This is a genomic window from Bacillus sp. FSL K6-0972 (genome assembly GCF_037976035.1).
In the GTDB taxonomy this organism is placed as follows: domain Bacteria; phylum Bacillota; class Bacilli; order Bacillales; family Bacillaceae; genus Bacillus; species Bacillus haynesii.
In genome coordinates, this window is record NZ_CP150260.1 from 711,733 (window position 1) to 728,312 (window position 16,580).

Here is a 16,580-nt window from a genome sequence, read left to right on the forward strand (position 1 = left end):
TCAGAAGGTTCCCCGGCGTTTTTACAGAAGCGGGATATAGATGGTCATCTTCATCCCGTTCGGCGGTACGGAACGGCACACATCAGTCACTTCAAAGTCCGGTCCTTCAGTTCTCTCGTAATTGGTATTCATCAGCCATGATCCATAGATGTATCTTCTTGTGTTCTGCACTGATTCGGTCGAGCCGTTCACATGAAATACGGCGTATTTGCCGCCGGGAATTTTCGTATACATAAGCGGCTCCGGTACTTCTCCGGCTGCGGTTTCGCGAACGGACTCCCCGATGATAAATGAGAAACCTCCGTCATCCCGGAAGCGGCATGACAGCCCGTAACACATACTCGGAGCCGTTTTTTGAGGAATTTGCATAAAGTATCCATTTCTGCCGAAATCGTTGTAGAATGCCGGGATATCTTCGAAATACTTTTCATCGTTTAAATTTGTCCGGTACTCATATCCGATCATATGTATGTCGTTTAAATGAGTGATGTGCGGCTTTGGGATGTTCAGATCTCCAGGCATCCTTTCTTTATATTCGAGGAAATTAATTTTGGATTGAAAATCAAGCTTGACCTTCGCTTTGCGGTACTTGGCCGGAGTGATGCCGAAGTACTGTGAGAAAGCCCTGCTGAAAGCTTCCTGTGAGCCATAGCCGAAATTGATTGCAATGTCGAGTATGGAGCGGTCTGTTTTCTCAAGCAGAAGCGCAGCTTCAGACAGACGCCGGTTGCGAATGTATTGATAAACGGAAAAACCGGAGATCGCCTGAAAAAGCCTTTGAAAATGAAACGGGGAGAAACACGACTTTGCCGCAATATCTGTTATGTTTAAATCGTTTTGAAGGTGTTCTTCGATAAAATGAACCGCGTTTTGAATTCTTTCGTAATCATTCATATTCATCCACAGCCTTTACGATTTGATGATCCTATTGTACAGGATCAAGCGATGGTTTTTTTGATGATTTGTGCTTTTTTAAAAGCCTCCAAATGCGGAGGCTTTTTCTTATTGATGACGAAAATCTGTCACTTCAAGAGGGCGCATCATATCGTAATCTTCGTGCTCAAGGATGTGGCAGTGCCAAACATATCTGCCGCTGTACGGCGCAAAGGTGGCGATAATGCGCGTCACAGAGCCCGGGGGTACTTTGACGGTGTCTTTCAGCCCTTTTTCATTCGGTGCCGGAGGAACTGCCGGACCCGTAAAGACAAGTTCTCCGTTTTCCTGATATCGCTCGATATCAAACGGCCGGTGGTCGAGAATCAAAAATTGAACAAGATGTAAATGAATCGGATGGATCGCCCTTCCGGCATTGATGATCGACCAAATCTCAGTGCTGCCGAGTGCGGGAGTTTCAGTTACCGGTTCATGCCACTTTGTGTTGTTTAAAAGCAGAACAGGTCTTCCATATTGGTCAACGGCCGCGCCCAATGACAGATTTCTAAGGGCATTGATCTTGTGTCTTCGGTAAAATGGGCGTTTTCTTAATATTCTCGGCAATGAACTTGTATCTTTTTGCTTCAATGGCTTTGAGATGCGGAATTGCATAATGTCGGCATCTGTATCGGGATCTGCGTCTTGTCCGCCGCAGCCGATCCGGTTTTTCAATGTTAAGGTTTTTCCTTCTGCTCGTGAAAAATCGACGATGATATCGCACCTTTCAGCCGGCGCGATCACCAGTTCATTGACTTTGACCGGATGCTGCAGAAGACCGCCGTCCGTGCCGATTTGATGACATGTGATGTCATGATTGAAATACAGTTCAAAGATTCTCGTATTGGAGGCGTTCAGTATCCGAAACCGGTATTTTCGGGGTTCCAGTTCAGCAAAAGGCCATACCTTGCCGTTGACTAAAATGGTATCACCGCAAAAAGCTGGAACAATCGACGGGTCCGGAAGATCCGGCGAAGGGTTGTCAGGCTGCCGCGGATAAAACAATGAACCATCTTCATGAAATGACTTATCCTGAATCAAGAGCGGGATTTCGTATTCTCCCTTCGGTAAGTTCAATGACCGCTCTTCCCTGTCGCGAATAAAATATAAACCGACAAGCCCCGCATATACATTCAGCCTTGTGATGGCCATTGCATGATCGTGATACCAGAGAGCTGTAGCATCCTGCTCATTCGGATATTCATACACCTCCCTTTCAAAAAAAGGGCCTTTGACTTGAAAATCTTTAGTGTACCAGGCTTCCGGGTAACCGTCGCTATCAGGCGGTGTCCGGCCTCCATGCAAATGAACGACCGTTTTGACTTCATGTTCATGATGGCCGTCGTCATGAATTGTATGGTCAACGGGGAGAAAATGATGATCCGGAAGCTTATTCAACCATTTGACCGCGACTTTTTCGTGTTTTTGCACTTCAAAGGTGGGGCCGGGATAGACCTCGTTATATCCAAACAGCCGGGTCGGCGGCAGATCGCGGTGGAGCTGCTGCTGAAATTCTTTCATGGTGACTTCATAATAGGTCATTTCCTTGCTTTTGCTGTGGGGTTTAAGCACTTTCGGAATGGGGAGTTTGTCAACGAATTTTTCAAGTTTCATGTTTCACCTGTCCTCTTTTGTTCTAATGAAAAGATCATTACATTATAAGACGGGTTGCATGGTCTGGTTCCTCATGATGAGAATAAGAAATGTGATTTGTGCTGAGAATGTTAAAAAAAAGAATCGATCATGACAAGAAGATGAACAGAATATTTCCTAACGATTAAAAATCGCCTTGAGGCGTGGTTCGCGGAGGAAGAAAGGCGGGGATGATGATACATTATGTGTAAACCCTTTCTTATGGGGCGAAGCGGTCTGAAAGGAGATACCCGTATTGCAGAAAAGAATAGAGTGGATTGATGTTTCGAAGGGCGTGGGAATTATACTGGTCGTGTTGGGCCATACACCGACGCCGGATTGGCTGAAAACGTTCATTTTCGCATTTCATATGCCGCTGTTTTTCTTTCTGTCCGGCCTCGTTTACCATGATTGGAAGATGACTTTTACATCATTTCTTTTTAAAAAAATAAAGACGCTTCTTTTGCCGTACTTCATTTTCTCCGTCCTTGCCTATTTATTCTGGGTTCTCGTCGAGAGGCATTTTACGTTTACGGGGAGTTCGGATGTTGATCCGGTTGTACCGTTTAAAGGCATTTTTTATTCGATGCCTGATGACTACATGCTGACACACAACCCTGCGCTCTGGTTTTTAACATGCTTATTCATCGTTGAAATGCTTTTTTTTATCGTGAAGAGATGGGGGAAAGGAAGGCTGTTTATCGTCATTGCCGTAATGGTGTCGGCCGCCTCGGGCTATTTGAATGATCAATTTGTGGGCATCAAGCTGCCGTGGAATATTGAAGTGGCCTTGACCGCCATCGTATTTTATTCGGCCGGTTTTCTGTCGAGAAATAGCCTGAGGGAGATGAGAGACGGAAGAACGCTGCTGCCAGCGTTTCTCTTATTCATCGCGGTCGGCTTTTTACAGACCCTGAACGTCAGAGTGGATATGAGGGCCAATGAGTACGGAAACATGGCGGTCTTTTATCTGACCTCATTTCTGGGAACGGCAGGCGTCATTTTCAGCAGTTTTAAACTCGAAAAAATGAAGCTACTCCAATTCCTCGGGAAAAACTCGCTGATCATTCTCGTACTGCACTACCCGGTCATCAGGATGCTGAAAGCCGTCGTCTACTACTTTACCCAGGTTTCCCTTGATGAGACATACGGTTCCCTGTTATGGAGCGCGCTTTACACCGGTATGACATTGCTTGTTATGGTGCCTTGCATCTTTTTATTGAACCGTTATCCGATCGTGCTTGGGCGGAAGAAATGCAATTAAAAAACTTGCAAAAGAGACTTTGCAAGTTTTTTTGAATTATTGAAGGTTAAAAGTGATTTTTTCATCATTCCAAAAATTAGAAGTGAAAATAACTTTATATGTTTTGCTCTTTTTTGTCTGAAAAGCGATAGTTCCAGAAACCTTACCGTCTTTTGTCAGATTTCCAGATGATAATTGGTTATCATCTGAAAGTGCATAAGTATTATGCGTAATTTGTCCATCTTCGTTTTGAATTTGAAAATCAAGCGGGTTGTAAGAAATATCTTTATCGCTTTTATTTTCTATGTTAACTGTTACAATCACATATTCATTACCTTTTTTTGGTTTGATAAATTTATTGCCCATCGATTTTTTAACGTTGGTCACTGTGATTTGGGTGCCATCCAGATCAGCTGTTTCATTTAAACCAAATTCAGTTTTTTCTTCTTTGGCATCGTCATTGCTTTTTTCTTCGCTAGTTTTTGCGGCTGTCGTCTTTGCACTGCTACCGGACGATTTGCTTTCTTGAGAAGAAGAGCCGCTTGAAGCGAATATCATGACGAATACGATGGATCCAATAATCGTGACATAGAACCACCATTTTTTAAAGACAAGGCCTTTATTCTCGCCGCTGAACAATGCTTTACATCCGCCGATTAAAAGCAGGATAAGCGGAACGATATATGCCAGGCTGACGCCGACAGTTCCTCCTATTGCAGCCGCGATATAAAAAGTACCCGCTAATTTAGTATGTTTTTTTACGATACATGCACCGACGATGGCCAGTGCAGACAGCAAAATAACCGCCCAGGATGATCCGATAACTTCTCCGGCGCCATCCGCTTCTAAAGCGGCGCCTAACCCTCCGAATAATAAACCTGAAAATCCTGCAAAAATCCCGAAAATACCGCCTAGTAATCCCAGTACAAATTCTGCTGTACGTTTGACTGGGGCTTGAAGATTTGTTTGTTCTGACATGTAATGTCCCCCTCATAATCTATGTAATAATGTCTAAAACATAATAATCCAAAAAAGGAAAAAAGTCCATATATTTTTGTGACTATTTTACTATTAAGTTATATCATAAGAGCTTAAAGGACTATTTTCGACTTTTTTAATATCGTTTAAATTTCAGGTTTGTTTAATGTTTTTTAGAAGAATAGTGCAGGAACTCTAAAGAAAAAATATTCAGAAAGAAGATACCGTCCTTTAATTCTATCCAGCGTGAATAAATTAAGGTTTTCGCAAAATCCTTATATAAAGCGGGTTTTACCGGTTTTGACCCAACTGAAATTTGTTTCCTTAAATAAAAAAAGTTCTACTCTGACTATATTTCTGCAAGAAGTGAATCATGTTTCTATAGACTCACTCAAGTTTTGCTTTGTATGATTAAAAGCGAAAACACGGATGGGAAAGGAAGCTTTTTATGGAACGGTATGATGAATTAAAAAAAGGTGAAACCGGGGCTTGGGTCAGCATCATCGCTTACCTTGTGCTGTCGGCCGTGAAATTGGCCGTCGGGCTTGCATTTCACTCCGAAGCCCTCAGAGCCGACGGACTGAACAATACAACCGATATTATCGCCTCATTAGCGGTGCTGATCGGCCTCAGGATTTCTCAGAAGCCGCCTGATGAAGACCATCCGTACGGACATTTCCGCGCTGAGACGATCGCCTCGATGATCGCTTCATTTATTATGATGGTGGTCGGGCTTGAAGTGCTGTACAGCTCAGGCGAAATGCTGTTTAATCCGAAAGAAACGACACCCGACATGATTGCGGGCTGGACGGCTGCAGGCAGTGCCATCGTGATGTTTATGGTTTTCCTCTACAATAAAAGGCTGGCAAAAAAGGTGAACAGCCATGCTCTCTATGCAGCAGCCGCCGATAATAAATCAGATGCCTATGTCAGCATCGGAACGTTCGCAGGCATCTTTGCTTCGCAATTTAACCTTGCTTGGGTCGATACGGCAGCCGCGTTTATCATCGGATTAATCATCTGCAAAACGGCTTGGGGGATTTTTAAAGAGGCAGCCCATTCTTTGACGGACGGATTCGATATTAAACATATTTCAACGTATAAAGAAACGATCCGGAAAGTTCCCGGCGTCGGCAAAATCAAAGATGTAAAAGCGCGTTATTTGGGCAGCGCCATCCACGTGGAAATCATCGTGGAAGTGAGGTCCGATCTCAACATTGCAGAAAGCCATGATATCGCCGATGAAATTGAGAGAAGAATGCAGGAGGAGCACTCTATCGTTCATTCCCATGTTCACATAGAGCCTTCTGAGGAATAATAAGAAGCGGTCACTGACCGCTTTTTTTGTTTTTTTACTCTGAAATTCGAAATAAAAAAAGACAAAACGCTATTTTCCGCCAGTCAGTTGTTTTCTGAGAGCACATCGTTTATGGTAAAGTTAAATAAATTCGATTCGTCAGCAATGAGGAGGAAGAGGATGGCATACGAAGAAACGCTGCATCCCGTTTTGGGAAAAGTAGCTGATAATATTGACAAAGTAATGGTAGGAAAGAAAGATATTGCCGTTTTAAGCCTGACTGCCATTCTTGCAAACGGACACGTCCTGCTGGAAGACGTTCCCGGCGTCGGAAAGACAATGATGGTTCGCACCCTAGCAAAGTCAACCGGCGCTGAATTTAAGAGAATCCAGTTTACGCCAGATTTACTGCCTTCAGATGTAACAGGCGTTTCCATATATAATCCGAAAACACTGGAATTTGAATACCGTTCAGGCCCGATTATGGGGGACATCATCCTCGCCGATGAAATCAACAGAACATCGCCGAAAACCCAGTCGGCGCTTCTGGAAGCGATGGAAGAAGGAAGTGTGACAGTAGACGGTGTGACAATGCCGCTTTCAAAACCTTTTTTTGTGATGGCAACGCAAAACCCTGTTGAGTATGAAGGGACATACCCGCTGCCGGAAGCTCAGCTTGACCGCTTTTTATTCAAGCTGAGAATGGGGTATCCGACAGTGCGCGAAGAGCTTCAAGTGCTCGATCTTCAGGAAAACCGCAGCCCGATTGAGGAAATTGAGCCTGTCATAGAGAAAGAAGAGCTTGCTGCATTTCAAAAAGAGGCTGAAAAGGTGTATGTAGACGCTGCGATTAAAGAATACATTGTTGAGATCACCCAAAAAACGAGGAGTCATTCCGCTGTTTATCTCGGCGTGAGTCCGCGCGGCTCAATCGCCTTGATGAAGGCTGCTCAGGCGTTTGCATTTTTATATAACCGCGATTATGTCATTCCTGATGATATTCAGTACTTGGCGCCTTTTACCCTTGCGCACAGAATGATCCTGCGGTCAGAGGCGAAATTTGAAGGAAAGCGGCCTGAAGCTGTCCTTCAGGACATTATGTCAAAAACGGAAGTTCCCGTCGGAAGGCCGATGAGCAACTGATGAGAGCGCGCATTGGTCTTGTGAAGTACGGATGGAAGCTGTTTATCCTGTTTCTTCTGTTTGCTTCAACGTTTTGCTATGCGATGTTCCAAGGGGGATTTGTCAGCTGGTTTCTGTTTTACTCATTTCTTCCCTTTGTGCTTTATGCTTTCCTGTTTGCCTTTTATCCGCTGAAGAACATGACAGCGGAGCGGAGGCTGAGCCGCGGACAGTATAAAGCCGGTGATCAATTGGAGGCTTTCGTCGTGCTAAAGAGAAAATGGCCCTTTCCGATCATGTTTATGATCGTGGAAGACTGCCTGCCTGATTCGTTGGGGAGAAACGGGGGTTCGGCAGAGGCTAAACAGTTTCTCTTTCCTTGGTTTAAAAAAGAAATTAAGATGGCGTACACGATCGATTCAGTTCCGAGAGGAGACCACCGATTAACCAACATCAGAGTCCGTACAGGTGATCCGCTCGGACTGCTGGAAAGAGAATGCGAGATTCAATTGGAAGATTCCTTTCTCGTTTTGCCTTCCTATCAGGAGATATCCTACCGCGCTGGCGGAGGCTCTTATGACGAACATGCAGGCCGCGTTTCAGAGCTTCGCCGGAAGGACAGCACACTGGCATCGGGCATCAGAGAATACCAGCCTGGCGACCGTTTTGCATGGATCGACTGGAAGACGTCAGCACGGCGCAGCCAGCTGATGACGAAGGAATTTGAGCAGACGAAAGGGAATGACATGCTCGTCTTTATGGATCAGTCCCCCTCTGATGTTTTTGAAGAGATCGTCGCGTTTACCGCTTCCATCATTCGTTCAGCAATGCGGAGCGGGACGAATGCCGGGCTTGTTTCCATTGGAAAGGCGCGGAATGTCTTCCCGGTTCGGCAAGGGGAAGAGCATCTGAGAAAGCTGTTTTACTACTTGGCGCTTGCCGACTGCAATGCAGTCCAGCCGTTTCACAGTCTGCTGGAGGGTGAATTCGGCCATCCCGATATGAGAAAAGCCGTCAAATATATTGTGACAAGCCGCATCACCATCGAACTGGTGCAGGTTTTGAAGAAACCGCTCTCCGGCGGACTGCCCGTTATTTGTTTGGTGAAGAAAAAAGGCGGAGCTCTCTCAAGTGAGGAAAGCGCTGCTGTCCAACATTTAAAAGCGCGGGGGATTGAAGTGAACGTCATTTACGGGGAACATTTTTCCCGGGGTTTTGCTGAAGCGAGGTGAGAAAATGTTGTCCGGGGGAAAAAGAAACAAGTTCGGTTTACTGCTTTTTTATGTGCTAACCTTTTTGCTGCTGTGGGAGTGGCTGCGTCCTTTGCAGTATTTTACCGATACGGGACACACCGTCTTTTTTATTTTGTTTATTGCCCTTGTATTTTTGCTTACATTTTTTAAGGTCCCTTGGTTTATCAGATTTCCGGTCAGCCTTGGCTTCGTTCTGTTTGCACTCCACACGATTTTTTACGAAGGATCGGTGTTTTCACCTTCATGGATTGCCCTGTTTTTTCAGGATTTAAATCAAAATTTCTCCTATATTTTCTCCGGCATGTGGCGGGATATGTCGCCGTTGTTTCGGACGCTGCTCTTTTACGTCCTTCTTTGGCTGCTTGTATACTTGCTGCATTACTGGGTGATCTATCAGCGCAGAATTTTATTCTTTTTTATTATGACCGTTGTTTATATCGCGGTGATCGATACATTTACGCCGTTTGACGCGTCGCATGCGATCGTCAGGATCGTGCTGATCGGATTTTTGCTTCTCGGCCTGCTGTATTTGGAACGGATCAGGGAATCAGAAGCGCTAAAATCCTCAAGATCGCGTTTTGCCAAATGGTTTGCACCGCTCTTATTGATGACTGCTGCAGCCGTGTGCATCGGCGCTGTCTCGCCAAAAGCCGATCCCGTCTGGCCTGATCCAGTGCCGTTTCTGCAGACGGCTGCGACCGGCGATTTTGCTTCCTCAGGCAAAAGCAAAGTCGGCTATGGAACGAATGATGAGGCATTGGGCGGTCCATTTTCAAAAGACGATACATGGGTATTTACATGGCAGGGAAATGAACGAAGCTATTTCAGGGTGGAAACGAAAAGCCGCTATACAGGTAAAGGCTGGATTGAAGACGAAAAAGCGGGCGCATCCACCCAGCTTGACGAGGATAAGCTGGATTACCAGTGGTACGACGAAAGCGTGAAGACAGAAACGCGCAAAGCGATCGTCGATATCGATCCGGCTTACCAGTACGATCATGTCCTATATCCGATCGGGACGACTGAAATCAAACTCAACAATTTCTTTGTGCCGCTCCGCATGAACTTAAACACGGAGAAAATAAAACCGGCCGGCAAGACAGGCGCGGACATTCGGAATCTGGAAAGCTATTCGGTCACCTATAAATCACCTGTCTTCGATGTCCATCAGCTGAGGAAGGTCAGCTTGGAGTCGGAGGGGAAATGGAGCAGGAGCCATGAGAAGTATCTGCAGCTTCCCACTTCCCTTCCAGACCGCGTGAAAACATTGGCGCACGATTTAACGAAAAACGAAAATAATATATATGACAAAGCGAAAGCGATTGAGAAGTATCTCGGTTCTTCCGAGTTTTCTTATGAGACGGAAGATGTGGCTCTTCCTAAAGGAGACCAGGATTACGTCGATCAGTTTTTATTTGAGACGAAAATCGGCTACTGCGACAATTTCTCCACAGCTATGATCGTGCTGCTGCGGTCGGCCGGAATACCGGCCCGCTGGGTGAAAGGCTATACATCCGGTGAATATGCAGGAACGACGGCAGACCGGAAACGCACGATTTACGAGGTGACAAACAACAATGCCCACTCCTGGGTTGAAGTGTACTTTGAAGGACAAGGCTGGGTTACGTTTGAACCGACGAAAGGCTTTTTAAATCCGGAGCAGCTCGTTGAAGAGTCCAGCGGTCAGCAAGCCGATGCGGCTTCTGATAAAAAAGAAGATGCTAAGAAAAACGATGAAGGCCGGCGTCCGCAGGATGTAAAAGAACAAGACAACAAAGAAAAGCCCGAGTCTCAGGCAAAGCATGATGCTAAAGCCGATTCAAATGCCGGCCGCGGGGTTACAGACCGCATCCTTTTGACTGGTGTGGCTGTACTCGGCCTGTTGCTGGCGTTTGCAGCAGTGCTTTACTATACAAGGGCAAAATGGATGCCGCACATGATCATCAACAGGCTGAAAAAACGGCGTGATGAAGCGGTTTTCTTCAAAGCTTACGATGAGCTGCTCCGCCAGCTGAAGCGCCAAGGCATACAAAAAGAAGAAGGCCAGACGCTGCGCGAGTTTGCGAAGACGGTTGATGAACGCTTTCAAAGCGGGGAAATGACGGCTTTGACCCGTCAATATGAACGGGCTCTGTATCGAAAAGAAGATGCCGCAAAGCTTTGGAATGATTCGGCGGAGTTATGGGAAAATTTAATTAAAAAGAGATAGTCTTGACCGCTTTCAGTCGTATTGTTAGAATAAGTGAATATTAAAAACCCTTATATATTCTTGCTGGCAGGCTCGGCGGCTTATCTATCGGACAAGCCGGGCCTTGTCCCGTGAATGGGGGCAGGACGGCCGTGTGTCTGCCGCCATTTTTTCTGTGCAAAAAGACAATTTGATAAAGAGGTGACACCATGACGAAGTTAGTAAATGAAATGATTCTTGTGTTGGATTTTGGAAGTCAGTACAACCAGCTGATTACCCGCCGCATTCGTGAGTTTGGTGTATATAGTGAATTGCATCCTCATACGTTGACGGCAGAGGAAATCAAAGAAATGAATCCGAAAGGAATTATTTTGTCCGGCGGTCCGAACAGCGTTTACGACGAAGGATCTTTCCGCTGCGACGAAAAGATTTTCGAATTGGACATCCCTGTTCTTGGAATTTGCTACGGCATGCAGCTGATGACGCATTACCTTGGCGGAAAAGTAGAAGCGGCGAGCCAGCGCGAATACGGAAAGGCAAACATTCATATCGAGGGTGAACCGGATCTGTTTAAAGATCTTCCAAACGAACAAGTCGTCTGGATGAGTCATGGTGATCTAGTTGTTGAAGTTCCAGAAGGCTTTACCGTTGATGCGACAAGCCATCATTGCCCGAATTCAGCAATGAGCAAGAAGGATAAGAAATGGTACGGCGTTCAATTCCATCCGGAAGTCCGCCACTCAGAATACGGAAACGACCTTTTGAAAAACTTCGTTTTCGGTGTTTGTGAATGCGCCGGCGAATGGTCAATGGAAAACTTTATTGAGATTGAAATGCAGAAAATCCGCGAAACAGTCGGCGACAAGCAAGTGCTGTGCGCCTTGAGCGGCGGGGTTGACTCCTCTGTCGTTGCGGTCTTGATCCATAAAGCGATCGGTGACCAGCTCACTTGTATTTTCGTAGACCACGGACTTCTTCGAAAAGGTGAAGCGGAAGGCGTGATGAAGACGTTCAGCGAAGGCTTCAACATGAACGTGATCAAAGTTGATGCGAAAGACCGCTTCCTGAACAAGCTTAAAGGCGTCTCAGACCCTGAGCAAAAACGCAAAATCATCGGTAATGAGTTTATCTACGTGTTTGACGATGAAGCGGAAAGACTGAAAGGAATTGACTTCCTTGCACAGGGAACGCTTTACACAGATATTATCGAGAGCGGAACAGCGACGGCTCAGACGATCAAATCGCATCACAATGTCGGCGGCCTTCCTGAAGACATGCAGTTTGAACTGATCGAACCGCTGAATACGCTTTTTAAAGACGAGGTGCGTGCGCTCGGAACCGAGCTAGGCATCCCTGACGAAATCGTTTGGCGCCAGCCGTTCCCGGGTCCGGGCCTTGGCATCCGCGTTCTCGGAGAAGTGACGGAGGAGAAGCTTGAAATCGTCCGCGAATCAGACGCAATCCTCCGCGAAGAAATCGCCAAAGCTGATCTTGAAAAAGATATTTGGCAATACTTCACCGTTCTTCCTGATATCCGCAGCGTCGGCGTCATGGGAGATGCAAGAACTTATGATTATACGATCGGCATTCGCGCCGTGACATCGATTGACGGCATGACATCCGACTGGGCGAGAATTCCTTGGGATGTCCTTGAGAAAATCTCGACACGGATCGTCAATGAAGTGAAGCACATTAACCGTGTGGTTTACGACATTACGAGCAAGCCGCCTGCAACAATCGAGTGGGAATAAGACAAATGCCTCAGCCGTATAAAGGCTGGGGCGTTTTTTATTGGTGGAGCAAAGCTGATACCGCTTATATTCACCGCTTTCATCGTCGCAACCGCTGTGCCATGTGGCGTGACAACCGAATAAGGCATCAAAAGCTACGATACATTTCAAACAGTGTTCTAAGCGCCGGTTTGTCGCAGGATAAGAAACGAGAATACAATATCACCATAAAAAAGAGCGTGCAGCCCGTGTTTGATTTGAATTGAAGAAAACAGGGGATTACCCCGCTTCAGACCACGATCAGAATTTGGAAAAAACAACGAACGAAACGAACATTAAAATCATGAATGTTCGTTTTTTTATATTGTGTTCAGCGTTAGATATTGCTACAATAGTATAGTAATTTAAAAAAGACTTGTCGTATAATCATGGGGATATGGCCCATAAGTTTCTACCAAGCTACCGTAAATAGCTTGACTACGCTTGTATACAATATTTTGTCCGTGAAAAAACATTTTTTCAGTATGAAATATGCCGTAGTCAAGCGTCCCGCCATTTGGGGCGTTTTTTGTTTAAAAGCAAAGGTTTATGAAACAATAAAAGCGACAGACAAACGAGAGGAGTATACCATTTTGAAGCGTTACTTTCAGTTTGAAGAATTGGGCACAAATTATCGGAGAGAAATGATCGGCGGACTCACCACATTTTTGTCCATGGCATACATTTTGATCGTCAACCCGCTTACCCTTTCTCTGGCGTCGGTGGAAAATTTCCCGGATGCATTGAGAATGGATCAAAGCGCGGTCTTTACGGCAACAGCAGTTTCAGCAGCTGTCGGTTGTTTTATCATGGGGCTGCTCGCGAAGTATCCGATCGCCCTTGCACCCGGAATGGGGCTTAACGCATTCTTTGCATTCTCCGTCATCCTGAACATGCAGATTCCATGGCAAACGGCTCTCTCCGGCGTTATGGTTTCCGGACTTATTTTTATTGTTCTTTCGCTATCCGGTTTAAGGGAAAAAATTATCAATTCGATTCCTTATGAGCTGAAAATGGCTGTCGGTGCGGGGATTGGCCTGTTTATCGCTTTCGTCGGTTTGCAGGGCTCCAAAATCGTCGTATCCAACCCTGATACCATTGTGTCGTTTGGGAATATACATTCAGGTCCCGTTCTTTTGACTGTTTTTGGACTGATCATCACTGTCATTTTAATGGTATTGCGTGTGAACGGCGGCATTTTCTTCGGCATGCTGATCACGGCGATTGTCGGCATGATCTTCGGACAGATTGACGTTCCTGACAAGATCGTCGGTGCCGTTCCTAGTCTTGCGCCAACATTTGGACAATCCTTTATCCACCTTCATGATATCTTTACGGTGCAGATGCTTGTCGTCATTTTAACGTTTTTATTCGTCGACTTTTTTGATACGGCCGGTACATTGGTGGGTGTTGCATCACAAGCCGGTTTAATGAAGGATAACAAACTGCCGCGCGCGGGAAGGGCTTTGCTTGCCGATTCTTCCGCAACTGTTGCCGGAGCGATCCTTGGTACATCGACAACGACGGCTTATGTTGAGTCAAGTGCCGGGGTAGCGGCCGGAGCGAGAAGCGGTTTTGCGGCAATCGTAACAGGCGTTTTGTTCTTGCTGTCGCTGTTCTTCTCGCCTGTTCTCAGCGTTATCACTTCGCAAGTGACGGCGCCTGCTTTAATCATCGTCGGCGTGCTGATGGTGGCGAATCTCAACAAAATCGACTGGACCAAGTTTGAGATTGCGGTGCCCGCATTCTTAACGATGATCGCGATGCCGCTGACATACAGCATCGCCACCGGAATCGCAATCGGATTTATTTTCTACCCGATCACGATGATCTTTAAAGGCAAAGCAAAAGAAATCCATCCGATTATGTACGGATTGGCTGTCGTATTTATTCTTTATTTCATTTTCTTGAAATAAGCTGTGCGAAAAAGCGCTTGTTCATTTGAACAAGCCTTTTTTATTTTCAAATCATTAAAAACGGAACCTTCCGCCTTCGTTTTTCGTCATATATAAGGGCTGCCGCATCTATGATAAAAAGAGGTTTGTCTTGACTGTTTCACACAGCTTATGTAATTTATAAAAGTGCTTTTCATTTATGTAAAGCTTTTGAATAGAATAGGAGTTGCTTATATGATTGAAGAACATCACAAACGAAATGAAGATGATATAGAAGAACCTGCTTCGAGGATGTCGAGGAATTCTCGGAAAAAAGCGAGGAAGAGCAAGGAGACGAATCCGTCTGCAGCGAAAGTCAAATCGGTGATGGAGAGCGTGATTGCCGCTTTGTTCCGCTATTTCAGCTTTGTGCTCGATATTTTAAAATCCCCGGTGCGCAGCGCACTTGATTATGACCGGTCTTATTTTAAGTATTCCGTTATTTCAATGACGCTTTTAGCCGTTTTCTTTTCGCTCGGCAACTTTTATCAGCTGCTTGCGGGACGGGGGAGAATTCTCGGGTTCGGCGTGTCAGTGCCGTTCATGGAAGTGTTTTTGATTGTATTTATCTACTGCATGGCTTTCATGTTTTGGATGGCGGCAGCGAGCTGGGTTGTATCGAATTTTATGCTCAGGTATAAAGCTTCATTTTTCGATATCACGGCAAAGTACGGCTCTCTATTGGTTCCGTTTATCGTCCCCGCCGCTTTGTGGATGATATTCGCGATTATCAACTTCACGGCCGCGACGGTGATTCTATCGATCGTCATCTTTATGGGATTGACATTCGGCACTTTTACGCTGATTCAATCGATTTATGAAAAAAGCGAAAAAGCGCGGTTTGACCTGATGTACTGCGTGTTTACCGTCTTTTTGCTTGAATTGGTATTCGTTGCGGCAACATGGAAGCTGGTAGGCGGATACTTGCTGTCGTCGCTTATCCCGGTTTAAGGAGATATTGCCGGTTCTTCTAGAAGAACCGGTTTTTTCCCCGAATTAATTCTGAGTTGACTCATAAGAATAATATGTATATATTGTAACCAATCATACGAACGGATGGGGGAGTGATCGATGGCTAACTTGCTTCGAAAAGCCGTAAAGCAAAAAAAGGAGTATTTAATCAGGCAGCTCGCAAAATCAGGGCGGCTGGACAATTTGAAAGACCTCTTGTCATACACGCTGAGCGATTTGGAAAAGGAACACCGGAAGCTGCACGAATCTGATGCAGATCGTCAGCGGGATCATAAACACCAGCTCTGAAAGACGTTCATTTGAACGTCTTTTTTAATGGAGTTTCAATGCTTTGAAACCGGCAGAAAAAGGGTAAACTGATGGGAGTGAGCAATGTCGAAAAATTTTTTGGTGAAGCAGGGCCATTACAGGATTGTGTATGGAGAATTTCTCTAGTAGAATATGATTGCTTTGCATCTAAAGGAGGGATTTCAATTGCTTCACTCAGCACTATTGAACAGTGTGATCATGGTTGGAATTATTCTGGTTATCAATATTATATATGTAACGTTTTTAACCCTTCGAATGATACTGACTCTTAAAGGCCAGCGGTATCTCGCCGCTTTTATCGGGACAATCGAAATGCTTGTTTACGTCATCGGGCTGGGGCTCGTTCTAGATAATTTAAATCAAATCCAAAACGTGATCGCTTATGCGGTTGGATTTGGAATCGGCATCATCGTCGGCACGAAAATTGAAGAAAAGCTCGCTTTGGGCTATATTACCGTTAACGCCATTACGAAAGAGCTCGATTTGGATCTGCCGAAACAGCTCAGGGAAAAAGGCTACGGGGTCACCCATTGGGTCGTCAGCGGACTTGAGGGAGACAGAACGGCGATGCAGGTTTTGACGCCGAGAAAATACGAACTGCAACTGTACGAAACGATTAAATCAATCGATTCAAAAGCATTTATCATTTCCTACGAACCGAAGACGATACACGGCGGATTCTGGGTTAAAGCCGTAAAGAAAAGGAGAATTAAAGAATAATGACAAAGCCGAAAAAAAAGCGCTTTGAAGTAACGGAAGGCGAAACGATCGAAACCGTGTTGACGAAGATGCAGGAAGAAGGCTATACACCGGTGCGCCGAATGGAGGAGCCGGTCTTCAAAGAAACAAAGGAAAATGGAACGATTCAGGTTGTTCCGTGCGGAAGAAAAATTATATTCGAAGGGAAATTGCTCTAAACCCGAACATTAGACCAACAAAATATACTATCGTTC

Annotated in this window: 14 protein-coding genes, 1 pseudogene and 1 riboswitch; of the genes and pseudogenes, 11 read left to right on the top strand and 4 right to left on the bottom strand. The window is 45.4% G+C overall.

What is annotated here, in order from left to right:
• Positions 1-21: 21 nt before the first annotated feature.
• Together MKX80_RS03605 and MKX80_RS03610 are read right to left on the bottom strand one after the other, a co-directional pair.
• Positions 22-894 (bottom strand): AraC family transcriptional regulator, encoded by an 873-nt coding sequence (locus tag MKX80_RS03605; RefSeq protein ID WP_268342591.1) that lies wholly within the window; start codon positions 892-894, stop codon positions 22-24.
• A gap of 108 nt (positions 895-1,002) precedes the next feature.
• Entirely contained in the window at positions 1,003-2,544 is a 1,542-nt protein-coding gene (locus MKX80_RS03610) for a multicopper oxidase (RefSeq protein ID WP_268342592.1), read from the bottom strand.
• A 274-nt stretch (positions 2,545-2,818) separates the two neighbouring features.
• Here MKX80_RS03610 and MKX80_RS03615 point away from each other — a divergent pair, with 274 nt between their 5' ends.
• Positions 2,819-3,826: an acyltransferase family protein gene (locus MKX80_RS03615; RefSeq protein ID WP_268342593.1), complete on the top strand. Its 1,008-nt coding sequence runs from the start codon at positions 2,819-2,821 to the stop codon at positions 3,824-3,826.
• A 36-nt stretch (positions 3,827-3,862) separates the two neighbouring features.
• Here MKX80_RS03615 and MKX80_RS03620 read toward each other — a convergent pair whose 3' ends face one another.
• Both MKX80_RS03620 and MKX80_RS03625 read right to left on the bottom strand, forming a co-directional pair.
• Complete coding sequence (locus MKX80_RS03620) at positions 3,863-4,363, bottom strand: DUF4352 domain-containing protein (protein WP_025810309.1); 501 nt, start codon at positions 4,361-4,363, stop codon at positions 3,863-3,865.
• 75 nt (positions 4,364-4,438) lie between these two features.
• A pseudogene (locus MKX80_RS03625) lies at positions 4,439-4,783 on the bottom strand (DUF4064 domain-containing protein); the annotation flags it as partial.
• A 448-nt stretch (positions 4,784-5,231) separates the two neighbouring features.
• On the opposite strand from MKX80_RS03625, the gene MKX80_RS03630 reads away from it, so the two are divergent.
• From MKX80_RS03630 to MKX80_RS03675, 10 genes are all read left to right on the top strand, one after another.
• The gene (locus tag MKX80_RS03630; protein ID WP_154999083.1) at positions 5,232-6,101 is read left to right on the top strand and encodes a cation diffusion facilitator family transporter; all 870 of its coding nucleotides are present in this window, start codon (positions 5,232-5,234) and stop codon (positions 6,099-6,101) included.
• A 159-nt stretch (positions 6,102-6,260) separates the two neighbouring features.
• A complete protein-coding gene (locus MKX80_RS03635; RefSeq protein ID WP_154999081.1) occupies positions 6,261-7,223 on the top strand; it encodes a MoxR family ATPase in 963 nt (320 codons plus the stop codon).
• Positions 7,223-8,434: a DUF58 domain-containing protein gene (locus tag MKX80_RS03640; protein ID WP_154999080.1), complete on the top strand. Its 1,212-nt coding sequence runs from the start codon at positions 7,223-7,225 to the stop codon at positions 8,432-8,434. Before MKX80_RS03635 ends, MKX80_RS03640 begins: the two co-directional genes overlap by 1 nt.
• Before the next feature lie 4 nt (positions 8,435-8,438).
• Positions 8,439-10,664: a transglutaminase domain-containing protein gene (locus MKX80_RS03645; protein ID WP_268342594.1), complete on the top strand. Its 2,226-nt coding sequence runs from the start codon at positions 8,439-8,441 to the stop codon at positions 10,662-10,664.
• 188 nt (positions 10,665-10,852) lie between these two features.
• The gene (guaA, locus tag MKX80_RS03650; RefSeq protein WP_154999076.1) at positions 10,853-12,394 is read left to right on the top strand and encodes a glutamine-hydrolyzing GMP synthase; all 1,542 of its coding nucleotides are present in this window, start codon (positions 10,853-10,855) and stop codon (positions 12,392-12,394) included.
• 377 nt (positions 12,395-12,771) lie between these two features.
• Positions 12,772-12,873: riboswitch (purine riboswitch) on the top strand.
• A 132-nt stretch (positions 12,874-13,005) separates the two neighbouring features.
• Positions 13,006-14,328, top strand: a complete 1,323-nt coding sequence (locus MKX80_RS03655; protein WP_076790251.1) for an NCS2 family permease — start codon at positions 13,006-13,008, stop codon at positions 14,326-14,328.
• 213 nt (positions 14,329-14,541) lie between these two features.
• On the top strand, positions 14,542-15,297 hold the full coding sequence (locus MKX80_RS03660) for a hypothetical protein (protein WP_154999074.1): 756 nt from the start codon (positions 14,542-14,544) through the stop codon (positions 15,295-15,297).
• A 120-nt stretch (positions 15,298-15,417) separates the two neighbouring features.
• Positions 15,418-15,606, top strand: coding sequence for a hypothetical protein (locus MKX80_RS03665; protein WP_182069129.1), 189 nt, complete (start codon positions 15,418-15,420; stop codon positions 15,604-15,606).
• Positions 15,607-15,792: 186 nt separating this feature from the next.
• The gene (locus tag MKX80_RS03670; protein ID WP_043928932.1) at positions 15,793-16,347 is read left to right on the top strand and encodes a DUF5698 domain-containing protein; all 555 of its coding nucleotides are present in this window, start codon (positions 15,793-15,795) and stop codon (positions 16,345-16,347) included.
• Positions 16,347-16,544, top strand: coding sequence for an NETI motif-containing protein (locus tag MKX80_RS03675; RefSeq protein ID WP_003179527.1), 198 nt, complete (start codon positions 16,347-16,349; stop codon positions 16,542-16,544). Before MKX80_RS03670 ends, MKX80_RS03675 begins: the two co-directional genes overlap by 1 nt.
• Positions 16,545-16,580 lie beyond the last annotated feature (36 nt).

Excerpts from the sequence above, each read along its gene's own strand:
- MKX80_RS03605 (WP_268342591.1), bottom strand. The coding sequence starts at position 894 with ATGAATGATTACGAAAGAATTCAAAACGCGGTTCATTTTATCGAAGAA.
- MKX80_RS03610 (WP_268342592.1), bottom strand. The coding sequence starts at position 2,544 with ATGAAACTTGAAAAATTCGTTGACAAACTCCCCATTCCGAAAGTGCTT.
- MKX80_RS03620 (WP_025810309.1), bottom strand. The coding sequence starts at position 4,363 with ATGATATTCGCTTCAAGCGGCTCTTCTTCTCAAGAAAGCAAATCGTCC.
- MKX80_RS03630 (WP_154999083.1), top strand. The coding sequence starts at position 5,232 with ATGGAACGGTATGATGAATTAAAAAAAGGTGAAACCGGGGCTTGGGTC.
- MKX80_RS03635 (WP_154999081.1), top strand. The coding sequence starts at position 6,261 with ATGGCATACGAAGAAACGCTGCATCCCGTTTTGGGAAAAGTAGCTGAT.
- MKX80_RS03640 (WP_154999080.1), top strand. The coding sequence starts at position 7,223 with ATGAGAGCGCGCATTGGTCTTGTGAAGTACGGATGGAAGCTGTTTATC.
- MKX80_RS03645 (WP_268342594.1), top strand. The coding sequence starts at position 8,439 with ATGTTGTCCGGGGGAAAAAGAAACAAGTTCGGTTTACTGCTTTTTTAT.
- guaA (WP_154999076.1), top strand. The coding sequence starts at position 10,853 with ATGACGAAGTTAGTAAATGAAATGATTCTTGTGTTGGATTTTGGAAGT.
- MKX80_RS03660 (WP_154999074.1), top strand. The coding sequence starts at position 14,542 with ATGATTGAAGAACATCACAAACGAAATGAAGATGATATAGAAGAACCT.
- MKX80_RS03665 (WP_182069129.1), top strand. The coding sequence starts at position 15,418 with ATGGCTAACTTGCTTCGAAAAGCCGTAAAGCAAAAAAAGGAGTATTTA.
- MKX80_RS03675 (WP_003179527.1), top strand. The coding sequence starts at position 16,347 with ATGACAAAGCCGAAAAAAAAGCGCTTTGAAGTAACGGAAGGCGAAACG.